The sequence below is a fragment of the Psychrobacter sp. T6-1 genome (assembly GCF_052258445.1).
Map to the genome: position 1 here is coordinate 1 of NZ_JBQQFC010000015.1, position 22,336 is coordinate 22,336.

18 protein-coding genes are annotated in these 22,336 nt (G+C 43.4%); 4 read left to right on the forward strand and 14 right to left on the reverse strand.

Going from position 1 to position 22,336, the window contains the following annotated elements:
• Window positions 1–94 precede the first annotated feature (94 nt).
• From ACTXGO_RS02155 to fmt, 6 genes are all read right to left on the reverse strand, one after another.
• Entirely contained in the window at window positions 95–724 is a 630-nt protein-coding gene (locus ACTXGO_RS02155; RefSeq protein WP_443573254.1) for an L-threonylcarbamoyladenylate synthase, read from the reverse strand.
• Window positions 725–797: 73 nt separating this feature from the next.
• Window positions 798–2,021 (reverse strand): DNA-processing protein DprA, encoded by a 1,224-nt coding sequence (gene dprA, locus ACTXGO_RS02160; protein ID WP_443541279.1) that lies wholly within the window; start codon window positions 2,019–2,021, stop codon window positions 798–800.
• Window positions 2,022–2,083: 62 nt separating this feature from the next.
• The gene (locus ACTXGO_RS02165; protein WP_443541278.1) at window positions 2,084–3,181 is read right to left on the reverse strand and encodes a LysM peptidoglycan-binding domain-containing protein; all 1,098 of its coding nucleotides are present in this window, start codon (window positions 3,179–3,181) and stop codon (window positions 2,084–2,086) included.
• Between the two features lie 243 nt (window positions 3,182–3,424).
• Window positions 3,425–4,843, reverse strand: a complete 1,419-nt coding sequence (gene thrC, locus ACTXGO_RS02170; protein WP_443541277.1) for a threonine synthase — start codon at window positions 4,841–4,843, stop codon at window positions 3,425–3,427.
• 168 nt (window positions 4,844–5,011) lie between these two features.
• Window positions 5,012–6,559: a transcription antitermination factor NusB gene (locus tag ACTXGO_RS02175; protein WP_443573255.1), complete on the reverse strand. Its 1,548-nt coding sequence runs from the start codon at window positions 6,557–6,559 to the stop codon at window positions 5,012–5,014.
• Window positions 6,560–6,638: 79 nt separating this feature from the next.
• Complete coding sequence (gene fmt / locus ACTXGO_RS02180) at window positions 6,639–7,691, reverse strand: methionyl-tRNA formyltransferase (RefSeq protein WP_443541276.1); 1,053 nt, start codon at window positions 7,689–7,691, stop codon at window positions 6,639–6,641.
• A 212-nt stretch (window positions 7,692–7,903) separates the two neighbouring features.
• On the opposite strand from fmt, the gene ACTXGO_RS02185 reads away from it, so the two are divergent.
• Window positions 7,904–10,639, forward strand: a complete 2,736-nt coding sequence (locus ACTXGO_RS02185; protein WP_443541275.1) for a response regulator — start codon at window positions 7,904–7,906, stop codon at window positions 10,637–10,639.
• Between the two features lie 5 nt (window positions 10,640–10,644).
• Here ACTXGO_RS02185 and ACTXGO_RS02190 read toward each other — a convergent pair whose 3' ends face one another.
• The 8 genes from ACTXGO_RS02190 to rpmH all read right to left on the reverse strand — a co-directional run bounded on the left by ACTXGO_RS02190 (window position 10,645) and on the right by rpmH (window position 17,892).
• On the reverse strand, window positions 10,645–11,301 hold the full coding sequence (locus tag ACTXGO_RS02190; RefSeq protein ID WP_435949931.1) for a riboflavin synthase: 657 nt from the start codon (window positions 11,299–11,301) through the stop codon (window positions 10,645–10,647).
• A gap of 341 nt (window positions 11,302–11,642) precedes the next feature.
• Complete coding sequence (ribD, locus tag ACTXGO_RS02195) at window positions 11,643–12,698, reverse strand: bifunctional diaminohydroxyphosphoribosylaminopyrimidine deaminase/5-amino-6-(5-phosphoribosylamino)uracil reductase RibD (protein ID WP_443573256.1); 1,056 nt, start codon at window positions 12,696–12,698, stop codon at window positions 11,643–11,645.
• Window positions 12,699–12,774: 76 nt separating this feature from the next.
• Window positions 12,775–13,242 carry a transcriptional regulator NrdR gene (nrdR, locus tag ACTXGO_RS02200; protein WP_443541273.1) on the reverse strand — a complete coding sequence of 156 codons (468 nt, stop codon included), beginning with the start codon at window positions 13,240–13,242 and terminating at the stop codon, window positions 12,775–12,777.
• A 33-nt stretch (window positions 13,243–13,275) separates the two neighbouring features.
• Window positions 13,276–14,694: a tRNA uridine-5-carboxymethylaminomethyl(34) synthesis GTPase MnmE gene (gene mnmE, locus ACTXGO_RS02205; RefSeq protein ID WP_443573261.1), complete on the reverse strand. Its 1,419-nt coding sequence runs from the start codon at window positions 14,692–14,694 to the stop codon at window positions 13,276–13,278.
• 177 nt (window positions 14,695–14,871) lie between these two features.
• Entirely contained in the window at window positions 14,872–16,548 is a 1,677-nt protein-coding gene (gene yidC / locus ACTXGO_RS02210; protein ID WP_317200726.1) for a membrane protein insertase YidC, read from the reverse strand.
• 297 nt (window positions 16,549–16,845) lie between these two features.
• The gene (yidD, locus tag ACTXGO_RS02215; protein ID WP_443573257.1) at window positions 16,846–17,205 is read right to left on the reverse strand and encodes a membrane protein insertion efficiency factor YidD; all 360 of its coding nucleotides are present in this window, start codon (window positions 17,203–17,205) and stop codon (window positions 16,846–16,848) included.
• A 1-nt stretch (window position 17,206) separates the two neighbouring features.
• On the reverse strand, window positions 17,207–17,578 hold the full coding sequence (gene rnpA, locus ACTXGO_RS02220; protein ID WP_443573258.1) for a ribonuclease P protein component: 372 nt from the start codon (window positions 17,576–17,578) through the stop codon (window positions 17,207–17,209).
• Window positions 17,579–17,757: 179 nt separating this feature from the next.
• Complete coding sequence (gene rpmH / locus ACTXGO_RS02225) at window positions 17,758–17,892, reverse strand: 50S ribosomal protein L34 (RefSeq protein ID WP_007394757.1); 135 nt, start codon at window positions 17,890–17,892, stop codon at window positions 17,758–17,760.
• Between the two features lie 585 nt (window positions 17,893–18,477).
• Here rpmH and dnaA point away from each other — a divergent pair.
• From dnaA to recF, 3 genes are all read left to right on the forward strand, one after another.
• On the forward strand, window positions 18,478–19,926 hold the full coding sequence (dnaA, locus tag ACTXGO_RS02230; protein ID WP_443573259.1) for a chromosomal replication initiator protein DnaA: 1,449 nt from the start codon (window positions 18,478–18,480) through the stop codon (window positions 19,924–19,926).
• Between the two features lie 82 nt (window positions 19,927–20,008).
• The gene (gene dnaN, locus ACTXGO_RS02235) at window positions 20,009–21,184 is read left to right on the forward strand and encodes a DNA polymerase III subunit beta (protein WP_435949937.1); all 1,176 of its coding nucleotides are present in this window, start codon (window positions 20,009–20,011) and stop codon (window positions 21,182–21,184) included.
• Between the two features lie 58 nt (window positions 21,185–21,242).
• Window positions 21,243–22,336 (forward strand): DNA replication/repair protein RecF (gene recF / locus ACTXGO_RS02240; protein ID WP_443573260.1); only part of this gene is annotated, 1,094 nt, incomplete at its 3' end.

Consider the following 22,336-nt stretch of genomic DNA (forward strand, 5'->3'; position numbering starts at 1 on the left):
CCTCTGTCTGCGTAGGCACAGCACGCCAGAAAAATTTATACTAGTCCCGCGTTTTTGAATAACGTATCCATTTTATTTAGTGTTAACTATACTATTAACGAACGACTAAACCTGTAACGGCATCTCGTATCTGGCTTGGCTGCGTATAGCCGAGAGTATCAGCTTGTAGATAACTGATTTGGGTATTAAAATAATTATACGCTTCAGAGAAATTTTTGGCAGGCGGCTGACCTGAAGGGTTGCAGCTCGTAGAGACGATAAACCCATAAGGATTATCAATAGATACCAGCTGCCGGCAAAGCTCGCGGATAAGCGGATGGGCAATGACTCTAACCGCAATGCTCTGATGCTGACCCGTTATCCAAAGAGGGATAGTGCCGACAAGCGTTTGAGGAATAGGTAAAAGCCAAGTATGAGCTTGCTGATGTTGAACCTCTAGATTCTCATTGTCTACCTGCCAGCTATCCATAATCTGTTGGTGTCTATCTTTGTCTAAAGTCTCTAATAAAGGAGTCAAACGCTCGCTACTATCGGTGATAACAATCATACCTTTGGCTTGCGGGCGCTGTTTAATATCTAAAATATGCCCAACTGCTGCTTTATCATAAGCATCACAGCCAATACCCCAAACGCTTTCAGTCGGATAAGCGAGCAGCCGTCCTTGTTTGAGCCATGTGGCAGCTTGAACGACGGATTCAGTAATAAGCGGGCTAGATAAGGACATAAGATAGGCGCTATAGATAAGGCTGCGAAAATATATACAGATTAACAGGGCAAACAGAGGCTAAAAACTATCATCAAACACGCAAATAACGTCCGCCTTGCTCACTAATGAGTCCCAAAAGCTCAAGCTCCATCAGTTGACCGATCAGCGGCGGCGCCGTGAGAGTAGTACTGATAAGCAAGGCATCTAAATCCTGACCATGCCAGTCAAGCTGCTCGTAAACAGGCGCTAAATGTTCAGGCACGACTATGTCAGCTTTGGTATTCATAGCTGTACTTGAGCGTTGCTTAGCGTTTTTATTAGAGTCAGCGCTATTATCTTTCGCGCTGTTAACTTTCGACGGCTGAGATTGGTTTATACGTGTACGTTGTAGCGGCGTATAAACTTGAGCGCTGACATCATCTAGCACCTGCTGCGGATGGTATATCAGTGTTGCGCCCTCACGTATTAGATGATGGCAGCCCTCAGCGTTGCTGTTGTCGATGTGGCTGGGTACGGCAAAGACTTGTTTGCCCTGCTCTGAGGTCAGACGTGCGGTAATTAAGGAGCCACTTTTGATCGTCGCTTCAGTCACTATCGTGGCTAGGCTTAAACCTGCGACCAAACGATTGCGCCGCGGAAAGGTATGTTTGTGCGGGCCAGTATGCGGCAATAGCTCACTGATAAGGCAGCCGCCTTGTTCGATAATTTTGCTAAAGAGCTTGTCGTGGTGATTGGGGTAGCTGATATTGATACCCGTACCCATAACTCCTATCGTACGGCCTTGATACTGCGTATCTGTCTGCGACAGTGCGCCTAGATGCGCGCACTTATCGACGCCCATTGCCAGACCACTGGTGACGATATAGCCTGCTTGCACAAGATACTGCGCGATATCAAAGGTGATTTTTTGCGCATGGGTGCTAGGCTTGCGGCTACCGACGATAGCAATCTGGGGTTGCTGCAATAAAGAGATGTCACCGCGAAAGAACAGCAGTGGCGGCGGGTCGAATATTTGTGATAGTGACACAGGGTATTCAGGCTGATCGGCGAACAGGAGACCATAGCGTCCCTCTACCAAGGCTTGCTCAATCTTATCGATATCAGTCTGTGTTTGCTCTAAATTTTCATGACGCTTAAGATGAGTATGATGGATACCCATCTCTTGCCAAACGCTTGCTTTGGCTTGCCATGCCAGCTGCGCGCTACCCAAATGAGTGACCAGCTTATGATAAGCTGATAGTGACGCATTGACCTCATACCACAGCGCCAATATAGCGCGTTGATCTGTAGATAAAAAAGGTCGCGACGTGGTCATGAGTCATTGCTCTGTTTAGATTTTTAGATCTGTAAGACGCTTGGGCGCGCCTATTAATACCGTTATAGATAAGGCGGCGGTAGTAGCTTATCGCCCACATTGAGCGGTAAGTCTGAGCTTAAAATATAAGCGTAGCTGATATCGCTAAAGGTATTGAACACCATAAGCATACCACTTGGCTCATTTGGCAGACGCACTGGCATATCATTATCGATAGTATCGCGTACCAAAGCGCCTTGTTTGTAAATAGTCAAAACATCGCCAGGCTTAGCGCCTTGAGTACGACCTAGATTGATAGCGACTACGCTACCCTTAGCCGCTGAGCTAATAGAATCCATAACACGTACGATCATACCACCGCGATTGACTGTCGCAGGCTCAGGGTAGAACACAGGCGGTATCGAGTTGTTAAGCTCAACGAACACCCGATCGCCTTCACGTACTTCTTTATCATAAGAATCTGTCAATTCTAAGCTGCTCACGCCATTACTAGCCACACTTGTGACCATACCAGTTGCCACTTGCGTGACCTCTAATCCGATAACCCTCTGACTCTTAGGATCAACATACTGTTGCCCTTCACGATACACACCGTAGCGTTGACCGACAATTAAAGGCACACCTTTGGCATAAACTTTATCACCGCTTGCCGTGACCAAGTTGCCTTTTTTGGACGCTAAAATATAAGGGGTAGTATTAAAGTCTGCTGGATTGACGATAAGGGTTTTATCAAGCCAGTGCCCAATTGCAGAGCGCGGAATAGCAGGTATACTATTCACAGTTGAGGTCACCGCAACCGCAGTGGCTACAACATCACCAGTCAGTTGCCTCTCAACGCCAGCGCAGCCCTCGCCTGTATCGACTCCAATGAGCGTTTTGCCTTGAATGACGCACAAGATGAGAATGTCATCAGGATAGATCAGGTTAGGATTTTTGATTTGCTTATTGGTTGCCCAAATCTCCCGCCAGCGCCACGGGCTATCTAGGTATCGCCCCGATATATCCCATAAGGTATCGCCTTTTTTGACAATATAGCGGTTAGGCGCATCAGCTTTGATGGTTGGTGGTGGATTGTTAGCATAAGCGGTTGTCATGAGTATAGCGCTACTAAAAGCTGTGACCATAAAAGCCTTGGTTAGGGCAGTAATGCTTATTTTCATTGTTATATCCACAAAATATGAGAGTTATCGTAGGCGATATAAACTAAGGTTCTTATCTTTAAATAAGATAAAACAAGTATGACCAACCGCTCAACTTACAGTAGTAAGAACCATAGCATAATTTCTGACACATTTTTACAAAAAATAATACTATTTACAGCCATAGATTTGAGTAAAGACAACTTATAAAGTTTCATGTGAAACAAAATAAGCTTGTCTCACATTTTAGATCGATTTTACCTATTACAGATTAGCAGTTACATGCTGACGAATCTGGTCAGCAACTAGTTCGGCGTTATTAGCTAATACGGTAACGTACTGAGGTAAATCCTCTAAGCCTTCAGTGTGTGCTGGACGAGCAATGTCTATTGGACCAATGGACTCTACGATAGTATCGGCAAATTTAACAGGCAAAGCGGTCTCAGCACAAATGATAACCTCGCCCTCTTGCTGCAACTCTTTAGCCACTTTGATACCGTCAGCAGTATGCGGATCGACCAATTCACCTGACTCTTTATACAGCTTGCGGATCGTTTGCAGACGATCCTCATGGGTTGATTTGCCCGCTGCAAAGCCATAATGCGTATTGACGGTATTCATCACCCCAGATAGATCAAACCCTTGACCTGATTTGACGCCTTCAAATAGCTCATGGACGCGGGCGCTATCTTTATCTAACAATAGGTACACAAAACGCTCAAAGTTAGAGGCTTTGGAGATATCCATTGATGGGCTTGAGGTGATATAAGTCTGCTCTGTAGGACGCGGCTGATAAATCCCTTTATTAAAAAAGTCATTTAACACATCGTTCTCATTGGTTGCGACAATTAAGCGTCCAATAGGCAAACCCATCTCGCGAGCAATGTGACCGGCGCAGATATTACCAAAATTCCCTGATGGCACGCTAAAGCTCACTTGCTCATCGTTACTATCAGTGACCGCAAAGTAGGCTTTGAAATAATAAACGATTTGCGCCAATATACGGCCCCAATTGATAGAGTTGACCGTGCCTAGATTATAGGCCGCTTTAAAGGTGGCATCTTGCTGTAGCGCTTTGACAATATCTTGGCAATCATCAAACATACCGTCAATAGCGATATTATGGATGTTGTCATCGGTTAGGCTATACATTTGCGCGCGCTGAAACTCACTCATTCTGCCATGGGGAGAGAGCATAAAGACTTCGATATTCTCTTTACCGCGTAGCGCATATTCAGCAGCACTGCCCGTATCACCACTGGTCGCACCGATAATCGTGATGCGAGCGTCTTTTTGTTTGAGTACATATTCAAAAGCATTACCCAAAAACTGCATCGCCACATCTTTAAACGCTAGCGTCGGACCGTTTGATAAACCTAAAATGTATAGGTTGTCCTCAAGCTTACGTACAGGAACAATCTCAGAATCACCGAACACTTCAGCCTTGTAAGTACGCTCGATAATGTCTTTTAAATCTGCCTTTGGAATATCAGTCGCAAAACGCTGCATAATGGCAAATGCCAATTCTGGGTAACTCAGCCCTCGCCACTCGCTCAACATCGCAGCATCGATCGCTGGATAATGCTCAGGTAGCATCAAGCCGCCATCAGGAGCAAGGCCCAATAAAAGCACATCGCTAAAATCCATCGGCTCAGTCTGACCACGGGTACTGATATATTTCATTGTTTGTCCTATAAATAATTGCTTCGTTCAAATATAAATTTCAAATAGGTATATGCGGTTGTAGGCTGGTGCTTTAGCCCAGCATGGCAACCTTACAAAATATAGAAGCTGGTCTAAAGCATCAGCCTACCCTGAACCTTAATCGTTTAAAGTAGGTCTCAAATATATCTACTGATCTGTCTTTTGCAACAACGCATAATAAAAGCCATCGCCGCCGTCGCTATCAATCGGCAAACACTGACGACCAATCTCTTGATGGATTCCCCAGTTACAAGCATCGGTGAATTCAATCGCCACTGCATCATTGTGATGAGTAATAAAGTCCTGCATTTGCTCGACGTTTTCTTGCTTTAAAATAGAGCACGTCACATAAAGCAAATAACCACCAACCTTAAGCTGTGGCCATAAATTGTGCAAGATATCCGCTTGTAAAATGGCCGTCTGCGCCATATCTTCTTCATGACGCAAGATGCTGATGTCAGGATGACGACGGATAACGCCTGTTGCCGTACAAGGGGAATCAAGCAAAATAGCATCGAATACGGCGAGATTTTCATCTTGAGCGTACTGCCAGCGAGTGGCATCTGTACAAACGATATTGAGATCGATAGGTTCATTTTGAGCTTGGCCCAGTTGTAAGCGCTCTAGGTTATCGTGAATACGAGTGATACGCATTGCTTCATTATCGATAGCGGTTAGTTTGACTTGCGTTTTAATGTCGTTATCTTGTTTCACATGAAACAAAGACTGCTCACTACCCGTGTTTAGTAATTCTAGCCAGTGGGCCAGCTTACCGCCAGGAGCGGCGCATGCATCTAGCAGATGAATATCTGTAGTTGGCGTATCCTCTTCACGTGCACCTGTTATCTTTTGGACAAGCGCTTGATTGATAAGCAAGGCAGCGAGCTGAGCATGCATGTCTTGCACACTAGCTGCGCCTTCGCTAAATTGCGGCAAATAACTTACCGCAGTACTTTGCTGTAAGCGTAGAGCTTGCGATGTTATTTCAGTAACGCTACCTTCAGCCTGATTAGCTAGCTGATTATTCAAAGCCAAACCACTACGCAGCTCAACGACATCATTGCTGATATCGGCATCTATAAGCATTTGATGATAGTCCTCGACCGAATGCATACGACTGTTCACGCGCAAAAACATCGGTGCAGGCAGGCGCAGCCCTTGAGTAAGATCGTTATAGTACTCGCTCCAGTCTTGCTTGAGCTGATAGGCCAGCCAATTAGGCAAGCTATGGTTTTTATCGCATTTTTTGCGAAATTTATTAGTATTTTTGGCGATTTTACGCAAGATTGCATTGACCAAACCTGAGGCATGCGCGAACTCTATCTCTTTGACCGCTTCAACCGTTTCGTGAATCGCAGCATGGTCGGCGACTTCTAGATACAGCAATTGCACCATACCGACCTGAATCGTCGTGCGTACCTCTATCTCATCAATAGAATTATCCGCAAGACTATCGAGCAGTCGCGCGAGCGCGTACCACTGGCGTAGAGTGGTCAAAAGCAGCGCATGAGCGAAACCCTTGTCTCCATCGTGCAGGCTATTGAGCAGTGGATCGAGTACGCTTGAGAGGGATTGACCGTTTTGAATCGCAAGTAGCGTACGTATGACACGCACGCGCACGCTGCCGCTCATTTTTAGGTTACTCGATGGCTTAGCTTTTTTGCTATTGTGATTAGACGCGGTTTGGTGTCTCATTAAGTTTTGTTTCCTTGACGTCTGATTAATAGCGTCTTATTTAGATAGAGTTTGGCGTATTTTAGGATTAATCTTAGAACTAAGTAGGGTCGCGAGTAAATTGGTCGTCATCATTTAATTGACTACCCTGACAGACTTGCTCGGCTTTTACTGGCTTACTGCCTGCAAATTGCAACTGAGTCACTCTTAACGTACTCCCTTGCGTATCACTAGCATTTTCTTTGCCGCAAGCAATTAAAATAGCTTTGCGCCCGACGCTGATAACAGTGCCCGCTGGCTTGTCGGTTCGCAGCGTTTCATCGACAGGTAAACTGGCTAAAATCTTGACACGTTGAGCTTGTAGAAAGGTATAAGCACCAGGCCAAGGGGTCAGGCCACGTATCTGACGCTCAATAGCCGTAGCAGACTGCGTCCAATCGATCTCGCCCTCAGACTTGACTAACTTCTTGGCATAATTAGCTTGACTATCATCTTGCTTGCTTGCGTTTGCCTGATAGTTTTGTAGATCTTGCATAACGGTAATGATCGCCTGAGCGCCCAAGTCTGCTAACTTATCATGCAAGCTTGACGCACTATCGTGTGATTCAATAGTGCAGCTGACTTTATAGAGCATATCGCCCGTATCTAGCCCTTTATCCATTTGCATAATGGTAATGCCAGTCTCTTTATCACCCGCCAGTAGCGCGCGGTGAATCGGCGCCGCCCCGCGAAAGCGCGGCAGCAATGACGCATGAATATTAAGACACCCTAAAGTTGGCGTAGTCAACACCCCTACTGGCAAGATCAGCCCGTAAGCGGCGACAATCATGACATCAGGCTGATAAGAGCGCAGCGTCTGTCTGGCTACCATGCCCTCAGTACTAGACTTTTTGAAAGTAGCGGGCTGCTCGACTACAATATCATGTGCTAGAGCGACTTGCTTGACCGCAGACATGGTGATTTTTTGACCTCGCCCCGCTTTGCGATCAGGTTGGGTGTAGACCGCAACGATTTCTATAGCCAGCGACTCTTGCTGAGCAATCAAGGCTTCAAGACTAGTCGCTGCAAACTCAGGCGTTCCAGCAAAGATGACTCGTAATGGACGCACGACAGATAAGGTATTTTGTTTTTCTGATACGGCAGATAAGCTCATAGTAAGGCTTGATTAAAAATAGACTTAGCCATTATAAGTGAGTTTTCTATATAGCGCTATGCCTGTCCTAGGCCGTGACTACACTTGGGTCTATTCTTGATTACTTATTTTTTACTAAAATAGCGAGGTTAAGTCGATGACAAGCGTTTAATATGGTTGTTATACTCAAACACTTTAGATAGGTTTTGGTACTGACATAGGATTATGTTTTTATGCAACAGTTCCATTCTTTGCAACGCTTGCTGCTTTTTTATACGATAACGCTCATAGTCATGCTAGCGTTATATTATACGATGGTATTTAGTGAGCTTGAGACCTATAGCGAACGCCATACCCTTGATGCCTTTGAGTCCTTGCAGTACGACTTTATTGATTATGGAGATAACGTTACAGATACTGATGTTCGAAAACTGTTGGACAAACCATATCTACAAGATTTAAGCTATCAGATCATATTTATGTTGCCCTCAGGTCAAACCTTTATCCATCGGTATACGAGGCCTAACGACACGACCATATCGACCGTTGTTTTTCCTACGATTTCATCCCCTACTCAAAGTAATAGTAACAGCGCCTACTCAATTAATACCATCGATTTAAAAGGCACTATCAAGCTTCAAAGTGGTCATCAGCTTTATGTCATGATTAAACATCAGCCTATTCAAATCAGTTGGATCTCTTATCGTTTTTGGCTTCCTCTAATGGCAGCGTTGATCTTGTTCACCATTGCTTTACTCTATATGCTCAAACGAAATGCTAACTGGCGAGCACTAATGAGCTACGCTGATGACTTGGGTAATAGTGCAAAAGAATCCTATAGCCCGCAACCCTTTCTTGAGCGCAATACTACTACTGAATTTTTGCGTTTAGGTCATGCGCTCAGCCGTATTAGCTATCAGATACACAACAATCATCGCAGTATAAAAACCCTTAATCACCGTCTTGAGCGCCTAGTTGAACAAGCACCGCTCCCGATGCTGATGCTGATGCGCCACGGTCAGATTAGCTTCTCCAACAAGCGCTTTGAGCAAGTCTTTGGTGTCTCCTCCCAGCTTAGCCATAGTTATCAGCTGACAGAATTTGTGACCGGTTTTGATGATGCCACTCAGCTTTGGTTAAAGAACTTATCGACCCAGCGCGTCATGCGCACTTTAGTAGTCAAAGGGTTAAAGGATCAACAGACCTATCAGCTCCATATTACCCCTTGGTTTGGCGATCATGGACAGATCCATGGCTTCACTGTACTTCTTAACTCCATCAACGACTTTGTCAAACAAACAGAGCGCTTGCAGCGACAAAACCAAGTATTGCAGCAGCAGCTTAATGAAGCTCACAAAACCAAAGCTATTCTTCATCACGAACTTGCTTTACCACTTGATAGAGTAATCAGCACGCTAAAGGACATCAGTTCTGACACTTTATTAAAAGATGAGATAATAGAAGATGTTAATCAATTGAGTCACACCTTATCAGGCAAACTTATCGATGTACTTAGCACAGCACAGCCAATAGCTACTAAATCAACGATCAGTAGCAAACCTGTAGATATCTTTATGATGGGTAAACAATTAATTGCTTTGGTAACCGATGAGGTACATCAGCAAGGTATTGAGCTTCTATACTTTTTTGCCCCAAACTGTCCGCGTTATATCGATACTGACGATTCTAGATTAAGGCAGTTACTACGTAATTTATTGGCAGATGCGATCAGTGCGACCGAGGCGGGCTGTATTGCTCTAACTATCGACTCAGTATCAAAAGAGCAGAGCGCCTGCGCTTGGATAAGCTTCACGGTATACGATACTAGAACGCAAAAGGTAGATCCTACGCATCTTTACCCGATTCACTACACTGAACAAGATGATAAGTCCACGCAGCAAAACTACTATAGTAGTAAGCTTAAAATGAGTGCGGCTGATAGCGCGGGGCAATCGCTGGACGGCTATATGGAGTTTGGCAGTCAAAATGATGATTCCGATAGTGAGTATGACAAAATCAACAGCACGACCCTTTATCTGCCCTGTCGTCAACCCAATTATGTACCGATATATCATGACAACGATAGCTTAAAAAATGTGCACCTTATAGCTATTGTTAATCATCAAATGTATGCAGAGCATTTAGAAAATATCTGTCAGCATCTATCGATGACTTGTAGCGTCCATACTTCAATCGATGTTATTGATGATATAAAAGATATGCTTCAAAATGATAAAAACCTCACCCCTATCGTACTCTTAGACTTTGAGCTGTACGAGAACACTTATCATCAAGCGGCAAAAGAGACTAAGCGCATAAGGACTAGGAGCCGCGCTGACATCATAACGCTTTTGGATGGTTTGCTCGCAGATGATACCCTCTCCACCCTACTCTTAAGCCGTAAACGGACACGCCACATACCTTCAAGTCTTCTTGATCGCTTTGATGGTTTTTTGAATAAACCTTTAGACATCAGTTTATTGTTATCTGAACTAAAACGCCTCGCTACGTCACCAAAAAGCTTAGTAGAAAAAGAAGAGATAGCCACAATTACTGATACAGCTACAATTACTGATACAACTGAAATTACTGATACAACTGAGTCATCAGCGCCTCTTGTACTCGTCGTTGAAGATAGCTTGACCAATCAAAAAATTACCTGCCGCTTACTCAAAAAGTTGGGATATCGTAGCGTCGTTGCAGAGGATGGACAAAAGGGTTTGGCACAATTTGAGAATCAAAAAGAGCCTATTGATCTGATTTTGATGGATTGCCGCATGCCCATTATGGACGGGTTTGAAGCCACTCGAGCTATTCGCTCACAAGACGAAAATATCCCAATCGTCGCCTTGACGGCTAATAATACCGAAGAGGATCGTGAAGCGTGTACAAGAGCAGGTATGAGCGACTTTTTATCTAAACCCATCAATAAGGATAGGCTACAGACTGTCCTACAAAAATATATCTAAGCCTTTTACTTCATAAAACCGTTATCCGCTAAAAACGCCTCTGTAATACTGCTTTCTTGGCTCGCTGGCGTTTTATTAATTAGGCGCTCAAGATAACGCGCCACAATATCCACCTCCACATTGACCTTATCTCCTACCAGCCAATGCTTTGATATATTGGTGACTTGTGCAGTATGCGGGATGATGTTTAGAGATACGATATTATCTTTGACTAGATTGGTTGTGAGACTTATTCCGTCTAGGGTAATAGAGCCTTTGGTCGCCGCGTAGTGCTCAAGCTCCTTTGGAATAGCAATCTCAATATAGATAGAGCGTGCATCTTGTTGGAGTTTAACGACTGTACCCACGCCATCGACATGACCTGCGACAATATGACCGCCAAAACGAGTGGTCGGTAGCATAGCTTTTTCTAAATTCACAATATCACCCGTCTTTAGCCCTTCAAGCGCCGTACGAGCCATAGTTTCACGTGACACATCTACTGAATAAGCGTTGCTGCTCATATCTACCACGGTAAGACAAATACCATTAGATGCTATGGAGTCTCCAATCTTGACATCGCTGAAGTCTAGATCATTGGACTCTACTGTGAGACGGATATCACCGCCTACAGGTTGCATTGATTTTACGTGCCCGACACTTTCTATAATTCCTGTGAACATATGAACCTCATTTTTATGGTTATAAACCTATGCTATATTTTAGTTTGCGTAGTAAGGGATAACCTGTGGATAAGTATAAAAAATTTTAGATATTACTATTTCATGAGTACCAATTAAGAAGTTATCCACAGTATTTGAATACATAGTACAACTCTGGTAAACGAACACTAATAGACATAAATTACTGATTTTTATGATAATTTATAGCAACTTACCTTTGATTAATTATTTTGGTTCCATGTGAAACAAAGTTATACACAGTTTCATGTGGAACTTTCAAGAGAGCTGCTTTTATCTATATTTATAAACAGTAATGATATTAGCTGTGGATAGATAAGTATTTAGATCGGCAACAAGGTTAGCTTTAAATCAGAGCCTATTTTCTCACAACTTTGATACTCAAAACGTAGTTGCTGCGCTAAAGTCAGCGGAGCACTATCAACCATAGCGCGTGCATGTGCCCCTAAAATACAAGGCGCTTGATAAACAATCAATTCATCGACCAGCTGCTGACTCAAAAAACTACCTGCGACGCTAGCGCCTGCCTCTATTAACACCTCATAGCAATGATGCTCACTCACTAAAGTTTTTAGTAGTTCAATCAAATTGTCATCGCGCCAATACACAGTAGCCATATGGCGACAGAGTCGATAATTTGATCGTGCATTATGGGATAAGCGTTTGCGTCTATCGAGTATGACGATGATAGGAGGCGGAACCTGCTCAGGCGATACCCCCAGCTGATTTGAGCGTACATTAAGCTGCGGGTTATCTTGAATAACTGTCTCGCTACCTGTAATAATGGCACCACTACGTGCTCGCAGCTTTTGTACATCCTCGCGGGCAGCTGGTCCAGTGATCCACTTTGACTCGCCAGTTGCCATCGCGGTACGTCCATCAAGACTAGTAGCGATTTTGAGGCGCACGTAAGGCATTTGCGTACGCATCGCCTTCAAAAATCCTCGATTGAGTGCTTCTGCTTGCTCAGTTAATACACCAACACTGACCTCAATTCCAGCCTCTTTGAGTAGACGGACACCGCGTCCAGCGACTTGTGGATTGGGATCAAGACCTGCTACAACGACACGCTTAATCCCAGCCTCTATCAGTGCCAAAGCACAAGGCGGCGTGCGCCCCGTATGACTACAAGGCTCTAAAGTAACATAAGCGGTCGCACCAATCGCTTGCTCGCCTGCATCTTTGAGTGCAAATACCTCAGCGTGAGGCTGTCCTGCCTTGGGGTGATAGCCTTGTCCAACGACCTGCTGTGCTTGCACAATGACGCAGCCTACCGCTGGATTGGGTCTGGTAGTATACAAACCTAGTTTAGCCTGTTCGATAGCGAGCATCATAAAATAGCTATCTTGCGCATTTTGAGCATGGTTTATAGTTGACATAAGGGAGTGCTTATTAAGTAAATATGAGTCAACACCAAAAGGTGAAATGATTTTAAGGCGCTATCCATTTTCAGAATTAATCATCTGATTTTTCACTAGGGCGAATATTAGCGATTTCTTGATGAAAAGCATCAATGTCTTGAAAGTCACGGTAGACGCTAGCGAAGCGTACATAGGCGACATCGTCCAACACTTTAAGCTCGCTCATAATAATCTCACCGAGCACTTTACTACTGATCTCACGCTCGCCCATTTGCCTAATACGTTTTTCGATACGGCTAATCATCGCCTCTTGCTCATCGATAGTAATAGGACGCTTTTGTAGCGGCAATAAAATAGAGCGACGCAGTTTTTCATTGTCATAAGGTACGATTTTACCACTAGATTTGATGATACGCGGCATGACTACCTCTACCATCTCAAAGGTAGTAAAGCGCTCTTGACAGCTACTACAAGAGCGGCGGCGGCGTACTTGTGCGCCCTCTGCGGCCAGACGCGAGTCAATAACCTTTGTCTCTGAGGCATTACAATAGGGACAATGCATATCGCTTCCTTGTTAACTCTTTATTAAAAACAGCTATTTACCAATACAAAAACTACCAAATATTTTACCTAGTAGATCATCAGCGCTAAACTCGCCTGTGATTTCGCCCAAACTCTGCTGCGCTTGGCGCAGACTTTCAGCGACCAATTCGCCTGCAGTAAATACCGTGAGTTGCTCGTGCGCCTCACTTAAATATTCAGCCGTTCGCTTCAAAGCATCTAAGTGACGCGTACGAGCGATTAGACTGTTTTCTGGCGGATGAAATCCTACTTTATCACATAGAGCCGTAACTAAAGTATCGATACCAGCACCTGTTTCACATGAAACATTGACCTGCTCGTAACCTATTTCTCGCATTTGCTTATCAGTATCTATAGCCTTTTTTTGATCATCACTAGCATTTAATAAATCGCTTTTGTTGGCAATTATAAGCAAGCGCTTAGCCTCAGGCAGCTTACCAAACAGCTGCTCTGCTAGCTGTAATGGTGTACTTTCACTTACAAGATCACGAGTCACATCGTAGACCATAAGGAGTATATCGGCTTGCTCAATCGCTGTGCGCGCGCGCTCAATCCCTATGCGCTCTACGGTATCCTCAGTATCCCTTAGACCTGCAGTATCAGTTAGATGTAGCGTCAGACCATTGAGCACCACTGTCTCACTTAGAGTGTCACGAGTTGTGCCTGCGACCTCTGTGACAATAGCGCGCTCCTGCCCTGCCAAGCGATTAAGCAGACTTGACTTGCCAGCATTAGGACGCCCTGCTAGCACCACATGAATACCATCACGCAATAATTGCCCTTGTTTTGCAGTCGCCAAGACTTGCCTAATTCTAGCTTGAGTGTGCTCAAGCTTATCTTGTATGACGCCATCGGATAAAAAATCAACGTCTTCTTCATCAGGGAAATCAATAGCCGCCTCAACGTGCAAACGCAGATGAATGAGCTGCTCTAATAGCTGGTTAATTTTTTGTGAAAACTCACCACTTAGTGAGCGAATAGCGCTACTCGCCGCAGCACTACTAGTCGCATCAATAGCATCAGCAATAGCTTCTGCTTGTACTAGATCCAACTTATCATTGTCAAAGGCGCGATAAGAGAACTCGCCCGCTGTCGCTTGCTGAGCGCCTAATTCGAACACGCGTGCAAGCAGATGATTTTGTAGTATTACTCCGCCATGACCTTGTAGCTCGATAACATCTTCACCTGTGAACGAATGCGGTGCTTTAAAATACAGCACTAAGCCTTCGTCAATAATACTACCATCCGCTTGATAAAAACGGCAAAAGTGAGCTTGTCGCGGCGTAAAGCTCGTTTTATCTGTAAGCTTGCAGGCTATAGCATAAGCTTTTGGGCCCGATAGCCTAACGATGCCTACTCCCGCGCGGCCGATAGGCGTAGCTATAGCGGCAATGGTCGTAAGTCCTGACTTTTCAGATCGCTCATCAGGCATCAGCGGCGTTACAATAGCATTCACATTGACTCTCACTAGCTAAAATCATCATTATAGACGGCTGCGTGGATACTCACAAAACAAACTTGATATCAGTATCTCTAGCACTAAAAAATAAAACTATAATCATAAAAAAACCACCGCTAAAGCGATGGTTTTTATACCGTACATACAAACTTAGCTCAGCACTTTAACAGTACGGCGCTTTTGCTCTTCTTCAACTTTTTTGTTGACGATATACTGCTGCGTCATACTAAACAAGTTGTTCACTGTCCAGTACAATACCAGACCTGCTGGGAAGAACAACATAAAGGCGGTGAAGATAATAGGTAAAAACTTCATCACTTTAGCTTGCATCGGATCAGCAGGCTGCGGATTAAGCTGCTGCTGAATGAACATCGACGCACCCATAAGCAGTGGTAAGATGAACCATGGATCCATCGCTGATAGATCTTGAATCCATAGTATCCACGGCGCATGACGCAGCTCAACACTTTCAACCAGCACCCAATACAGTGCCAAGAAAATAGGCATTTGCATGAGTATGGGCAAACACCCTGCCATTGGATTGACTTTTTCTTCTTTATAAATGCCCATCATCTCTTGTGACATCTTCATGCGATCATCGCCATGCTCTTCTTTGAGCGCGGCTAGGCGCGGAGCAAGTGCGCGCATCTTCGCCATAGAGTAGTAGCTCTTATTTGAGAACCACATCAAAGCGATTTTGACCAAGATAGTCAACACAATGATCGACCAACCCCAATTACCAAGTACCTTATGGATACCATCAAGTATGGCGAATAATATCTTAGATATTGGCCAAAGCAAGCCATAGTCAACCGTTTGGTTAAGACCTACAGCGACCTCTTTGAGCTCAGACTGTACTTTTGGTCCAGCATACAAGGTTGCATTTAACGTCACTTGCTTATTTGGGGCGACATTAACTGGCTGACTATTAAAGCCAATAAAATAATCATTGCCTGTTTCGCGAGTAAAGAACTTACCTGTGAAATTCTCAGGCGTCCATGCAGAAACAAAATAATGCTGCACTATCCCTACCCAGCCCTCATCACTGGTTACTGCCAGCTGCTCGCTAAAGTCTTTGAACTTAAGCTTATTATAAGGGTCATCAGGTGTACCCCACGCACCGCCTAAATAGGTAGCCATACTAAGCGCGCCCTTATCAGACATACCAGGGTCTTTACTATCATCACGCTTAAGCTGCGCAAACATCTGTCCTTGCCAGGCAGACGTAGAGGCGTTTTGAATCTGATAGCTGATATCGATAGGGTATTTACCTTGGGTAAAGGTAAAGGTCTTTGTGATCTTAACGCCGTCTTGTTGATAGGTAAGTGGTACAGATAGAGTTTGCTGACCTTCCTCCATCACATAATTATTAGCAGTATGGCTGTAGCTTGCTCGGCCCTCAGCAGTATCGATACCATCTTGACCAATCAAACCTGATTGAGCGACATATATGCGATTGCTATTGCTCTCTAATAATACAAAAGGCTCATCGCTATCGAGTGTCGCATCAAACTGCTTAAGCGCTGCATACTCAATATCACCGCCTTCTGGGTTGATTTTAATATCATAGCGATCAGTCGTTACTGTGATAAGAGCGGCGCTATCAGGGGCGGCCGCCACTATACTGTTATCAGCAGGCAGTGTTTGCACTGGAATATCGCCTGCAGCACCAGTCGTTGCAGGAATATCAGCACTCACAGACGTCGTGGCCTCAGAGACAGTATCCACAGCAGGTACATCAGCGTAATCGTCGCGCCACGCTAGTATCAGCAGATAAGCGGTGATCAACATCGCAATGATGATCATCACCCGAAATATCTTTTGCATAAACCTTTCCTAGATTAAAAATTAGGGAGCGAAATGTTGGGACATATGTCATGACTGCTAGATAAGATTATTGCTACTACTGACGCAATGAAATCAGGCAAAAGCAGTCACTGACACAAAATGTGCACTATTTTACTAAAAATCCACTCTAAATGATACCAATAGCCCAAATCATAAATAATGTAGATAACCTGGGGATAACTTTGTCTTTCTGTGGAAAAGCTAGGTCTAAGTGTGGATAACTTGCTGTGGATAACTATAGAACTTATCCACAGCATTCAATTATAGACAGCCTCATCATCCTCTCATTAGATAATTCAGACGAGCAGCATAACTTGTATAGTCTAGATAAATGATTGAGTGAACTTTTATCCAAGACGTATCTACATATTGATATTGATAAGAAGATAGCGGCAGAGGTACAAAATCAATGCCATGGCCACCTAGTGGATGACAACGACCTAAGCGCTTCAACAATAGCCAAATACCTGACCAAACGCCATGCCATGCCAAGGCCTGTTTGCCATATTCTGAACAAGTAGGATAATAGCGACAGCGCGCAGGTAATACTGGACTTATTATTTTTTGATAAAAAACAATAATACTACTAAGTAATAAATAAAAAAAATTATTAATGTTTTTTATAAAGTTAGTCACTTTATTTATTTTCTATTTTTTTAAATATATATTTTATCTGACCCCTTATCTCTTTTTTTTCTATATCTTTTATAGGTTTTTTAACAATAAAAACTATGTCTTTATTTTCTAATATATGAGACTTTAATCGAAACTGCTCACGTATTTGACGTTTGATTAAATTTCTAGCGACTGCAGTAGGTACTTTGCGCTTGGTAATAGCCATACCTACTCGTGGCCGCTGACAAGTATTATCACGTACAAATGCCATCAAGTGGCTTTGGTGAAGCTTACGAGTAGGAGCATCAAACACCGATTTGAAGTCACTAGGCGTCAGTAGGCGCTGCTCTTTAGTGAAACGGGTAGTAGGTACTGCTAAGACAGTGTTGGACATAGTACAGCCTAAATTGAGAGCTTCTGATGTTATAGAAAGTAATAGTATAAATCGTAAAGACAAAAAAAGCGCCTATATGGGCGCTTTTAATATATGAATCAATGGCAACTATAGTTTATCTTATTATCATACTAGATATTCAACCAGCACCTTGACCCACGATTCTTGCAATGTGCTCATTACACAGTAAGACGATGACGTCCTTTAGCGCGGCGACGTGCTAGAACCTGACGGCCCTTTTTAGTTGCCATACGAGCACGGAAACCGTGAGTACGTTTACGCTTGATCACACTGGGTTGGAATGTACGTTTCATAACTCACCTATCAAAATAATGGACTAAATTCGTAATAGCGAAGGATTATACCACTTAGCAACAACTGGGTCAACGAACTAGTTTATTAAATTTCTAAGTATCCGTTATCTCATCAGATAGGTGATCTTTTTTTATGATCTGTGCCGCTTGGTTACTAGTTAAGTCTAGACGAATATTTGACCAGTATTCAAAAGTTATCCACAGCAAATGCTGTTTTCCATAATAATTAATAATTAATATATATAAGTATTGTTGTTATTGGAGACCCTAATATCTGTGGGTAAGTCTAATTAGTTCTTTACTATCAAACTACTAGACTAGGGGTAACCCTGTGGATAACCTGTGGGCGAAATATGGATAACTCTGCCTTTTAACTTATCCACAAAACTATCCACAGCCTTATCCACAAAAAACAAGATGTTATCCACAGGCAGTTTATGTTAAATTAGCAGCCTACAAAATAGAGAACTTATCCTAGCTTTGTTCTACCTTAAGTGGTCAAAGGATGCTGCTAAGCAAGTTTCTAAATTATTCACAAATGACACAAAGTGCGTCATATTTTAAGATAAAAGGTTAAATTTCTTTATGATAGAGACTGCAACCATTTGGGATAAGTGCTTAGATGACTTACGTTATCACGTCAAAGACAACGTTTTTACGATGTGGCTAAGACCTTTGTCAGCACATCAAGAATCAAAAACGTTGGTCATTCGCGCGCCTAATGATTACTTTGTCTCTTATATTAAAAAGAATCATCTACAAGATATCCAGCAGCTGGTTGCCAAACATAGTCAAGGTAGTATTGATGAAGTCGTCGTTCGAGTCGACAATACAGGTCACAATGACGGGTCTTATAGTGATGAAAATAATGCCTCTCAAGTCACAAGTGACGCCTCTACCCTACTCCAGACAAACTCAAAAGTTACTACCAATAGTGAGAATAATGAGTTATTGAGTTACGATACAGGCTTGCAGCAACATGCTCAGCTTATGGAGTCTGCTGATACTAAGTCTTTGAGTTATCTAAATCCTGATTTTACCTTTGACAGCTTTGTTACAGGCAAGTCTAATAACCTAGCTTACAAAGCCTGTTATGAGCTAAGTAAACGTCAATCAAAAAATAGGCACAATCCTTTATTTATATATGGACCTTCAGGATTGGGAAAAACGCATTTAATGCATTCTGTTGCGCATCGCTTTATAAAAAAAAATAGAAGTTTTTATTATTTTACTTCTGAAAAATTTATTAACCAATTAGTTTACTCGTTAAGAAATAATAAAATAGAAGATTTTAAGAAGAAAATAAAAAAAGTAGACCTACTTATTGTAGATGATATTCATGTTTTGGCTGGAAAGACTAAAAGCAGTGATGAGTTTTTGACTTTATTTGCTGACTTTACTAGTGGTGATAAGCAGCTGATTCTGGCCTCAGATCGTCACCCTTCGCAAATGACTGAATTTGATGAACGTTTTCGTTCACGATTTGCTTGGGGTTTGACAGTTGCAGTTGATCCCCCTGAGATTGATACTAGGGTGCAGATACTACAAAAAAAGGCCGCTTCCTTTGGTATGGTATTACCTAAGGACTGTGCATTGTTTATCGCACAAAATGTGGTGTCGAACGTCAGGCGTCTAGAAGGTGCTCTAAATCAAGTTTTTGCCAATGCCAATCTGACAGGTGCACCAATTACGCTTGAGATGGTACAGTATGCGCTAAAAGACATTATCGCGATGCGTGTGCAAGCGGTAAATATGGATAACATACGCAAAGTGGTTGCTGAGTATTACAATATTAGCGTAAAGGATCTGATGGGACGCAAACGCACCCGAAGTATTGCCAGACCACGCCAGATTGCAATGTCTTTAGCTCGCGAGCTCACTGGTGATAGCTATCCTGATATTGGTCAGTCATTTGGCGGACGTGATCATACTACTGTAATGCACGCCTGTGACAAAGTCGCTCAACTGCGCTCAATGGATCCTGCTTTTGACAAAGACTACAAGTCGTTATCTATGATGCTACAAGCCGCTTAAAGCCTAGTATTACGGCTATGTTGTCGCCTACAATAATGGTTTATAATAAACCAAAAAGCCCTTTAAATAAGAGTAATTAAGCATGCAATTATCGATTAATCGAGAGTCGTTACTAAAAGCCATTAACCTGATCGCCAAAGCTGCTGACAAGCGCCATAATATGGTTATCTTGGGTAATATTAAGCTTCAATTATCCGAGTCTGAACTGATCTTAACGGCTTCTGATTTAGAGGTAGAATTGACATCGACTCTAAAGCTGCCAGCAGGCGCTTGTATCGAAGCGGGTGCAACGACACTACCTGCCACCAAACTAAAAGATATTTGTAAATCGCTACCAGCGCAAGCGCAAGTCAATCTAGCAACGCAAGCCAATGAGCGCTGCCTATTAACCAGTGGTAAGAGCCGATTTACCTTAGGAACGCTGCCAAGCGAAGACTATCCAAGCTTGGGCAATCCTGAAAGTATCACGCCTCTAAATATCAGCCGTAGCCATCTATTGGACTTAATTCACAAAACACAATTTGCGATGGCGATTCAAGATGTGCGCTATTACCTAACGGGTATGCTGTTTGATGTTGCAGAGCAGCAGCTCACGACTGTTGCGACTGATGGCCATAGACTGGCTTTGGCTCGCAGCGTGGTTGATGTCAGTCAAGAGTTGAATATGCAAGCTATTTTGCCGCGCAAGGCCGTTATTGAGCTTGAGCGTTTGGCCTCTGAGCTTGGTAAAATGCTCGGTGAGCAAGATAATGCAGTAACGCTTAGCTTTGGCCGAGAGTTTTTGCAAGTCAGCTTGCCGTTTGGTAACGTTGATAGTACAGGGCAGGTGAGCACAGACTTGATGGTCACTTTTACTGCGCGCCTTATCGATGGCAAATTCCCTGACTATCGCCGCGTTATGCCAAGTAATACAGATAAGCTTGCACTATTTAATCAAGAAAAAATGATGGATGTATTACGCCGCGTTGCTATTTTGAGTAATGAAAAATCGCGCGGCGTCGTGTTTAACTTTGCCAGCGACGGTATGGTTGAGGTTCGTGCTAACAATGCCGAGCAGGACGAAGCTATCGAGATGCTACAAGCTAAATATAGTGGCGAGCCGATGGAGCTGTCATTCAATGCCGCTTACTTGCAAGACGTTCTTGGAGTGATCCAAGGAGATTTGCAAATGCATATGAGCCAATCTAATGCCTCAGTACTAGTCAACCAATTGGGTGATGAGTTTCATCAATACGTCATCATGCCTATGCGTATATAGTGCTTCACACTCTAAGATGCGATGATTTATAGACTAAAATATATTATTAGGTAGTTATATGATTGAACGTCTACAAGTCTCGCATTTACGCAACCTTGATAACCTAAGTCTCAAAGCCTCAGCTTGCAACATCATTATTGGTGCTAATGGTAGTGGGAAGACGTCTCTACTTGAGGCGATATTCTTGTTATCCCGTGGCAAAAGCTTTCGTCATCATCAGCCTAAACGCTATATTCAACATTATCAGCCTGCAACGACGGTACATGCCACTCTGTCGGCAGATCGTACTATTGCTATTCAAAAACAGCTCGATGCAACTACCATATTACGTTTGAACCAAAACACTGTTTATACGCAAAGCGCTCTGACTGAGCAGCTACCAACGCTACTAATTGATCCCTCTACTATGGATATGTTAGAGCAGGGCAGTGCTAGTCGGCGTCAATTGCTCGACTGGCTCGTGTTTCACATGAAACCAGGCTTTCATTCGCAGTGGGTCTCCTATCAGCGCTTACTTAAGCAGCGTAACAGTTTACTCAAACAAAGCAGTAGCTTAAGCCAAACACAACTCAACGAGTTAAAGTCTTGGGATAAAGGTCTTGCCAATCATGCAGCGCTTATCCATCACTACCGCGAGCAAGTATTTGATGCTTGGCGACCCTTTTTTGCGCAAAGTATCGCACAGCTATTGCCGTCTTACGCAGATCAGCTGAGTTTAAGCTACAATGCAGGCTTTGACGCTACAAAACCTCTTGATGAGCAGCTCAATGAGCGTTTAAGTCAGGATTTGCAACTGGGTTATACTCGTATCGGCAGCCACCGCGCCGATATACATGTGCATTGGCGCTCAAATGATGACAAGTCTAAACCAGTAACTGATAATGCGATAAAACTACCAACCTTAAAAGAGCAGGCCGCTAACGTCTTATCTCGCGGCGAGAAAAAGCTACTGATTACCGCTTTACGCTTATCACAGTTGCCTCTACTGCTTAATAAACCAGTACTGAGTACGCAGTTTGCTGATCAAGAAAAGTCAGATGATGTCAGCATAAAGGATATTGGTTCTAAATCAGATCTATCTATAACCCCAGTTGTACTCTTAGATGATATTACCGCAGAGCTAGATGGTAGGGCGCTTGATATTTTATTGTC

Coding starts and splice junctions, on each gene's coding strand:
- ACTXGO_RS02155 (WP_443573254.1), bottom strand. CDS start 724: ATGTCCTTATCTAGCCCGCTTATTACTGAATCCGTCGTTCAAGCTGCC.
- dprA (WP_443541279.1), bottom strand. CDS start 2,021: ATGACCACGTCGCGACCTTTTTTATCTACAGATCAACGCGCTATATTG.
- ACTXGO_RS02165 (WP_443541278.1), bottom strand. CDS start 3,181: ATGAAAATAAGCATTACTGCCCTAACCAAGGCTTTTATGGTCACAGCT.
- thrC (WP_443541277.1), bottom strand. CDS start 4,843: ATGAAATATATCAGTACCCGTGGTCAGACTGAGCCGATGGATTTTAGC.
- ACTXGO_RS02175 (WP_443573255.1), bottom strand. CDS start 6,559: ATGAGACACCAAACCGCGTCTAATCACAATAGCAAAAAAGCTAAGCCA.
- fmt (WP_443541276.1), bottom strand. CDS start 7,691: ATGAGCTTATCTGCCGTATCAGAAAAACAAAATACCTTATCTGTCGTG.
- ACTXGO_RS02185 (WP_443541275.1), top strand. CDS start 7,904: ATGCAACAGTTCCATTCTTTGCAACGCTTGCTGCTTTTTTATACGATA.
- ACTXGO_RS02190 (WP_435949931.1), bottom strand. CDS start 11,301: ATGTTCACAGGAATTATAGAAAGTGTCGGGCACGTAAAATCAATGCAA.
- ribD (WP_443573256.1), bottom strand. CDS start 12,698: ATGTCAACTATAAACCATGCTCAAAATGCGCAAGATAGCTATTTTATG.
- nrdR (WP_443541273.1), bottom strand. CDS start 13,242: ATGCATTGTCCCTATTGTAATGCCTCAGAGACAAAGGTTATTGACTCG.
- mnmE (WP_443573261.1), bottom strand. CDS start 14,694: ATGCCTGATGAGCGATCTGAAAAGTCAGGACTTACGACCATTGCCGCT.
- yidC (WP_317200726.1), bottom strand. CDS start 16,548: ATGCAAAAGATATTTCGGGTGATGATCATCATTGCGATGTTGATCACC.
- rnpA (WP_443573258.1), bottom strand. CDS start 17,578: ATGTCCAACACTGTCTTAGCAGTACCTACTACCCGTTTCACTAAAGAG.
- rpmH (WP_007394757.1), bottom strand. CDS start 17,892: ATGAAACGTACATTCCAACCCAGTGTGATCAAGCGTAAACGTACTCAC.
- dnaA (WP_443573259.1), top strand. CDS start 18,478: ATGATAGAGACTGCAACCATTTGGGATAAGTGCTTAGATGACTTACGT.
- dnaN (WP_435949937.1), top strand. CDS start 20,009: ATGCAATTATCGATTAATCGAGAGTCGTTACTAAAAGCCATTAACCTG.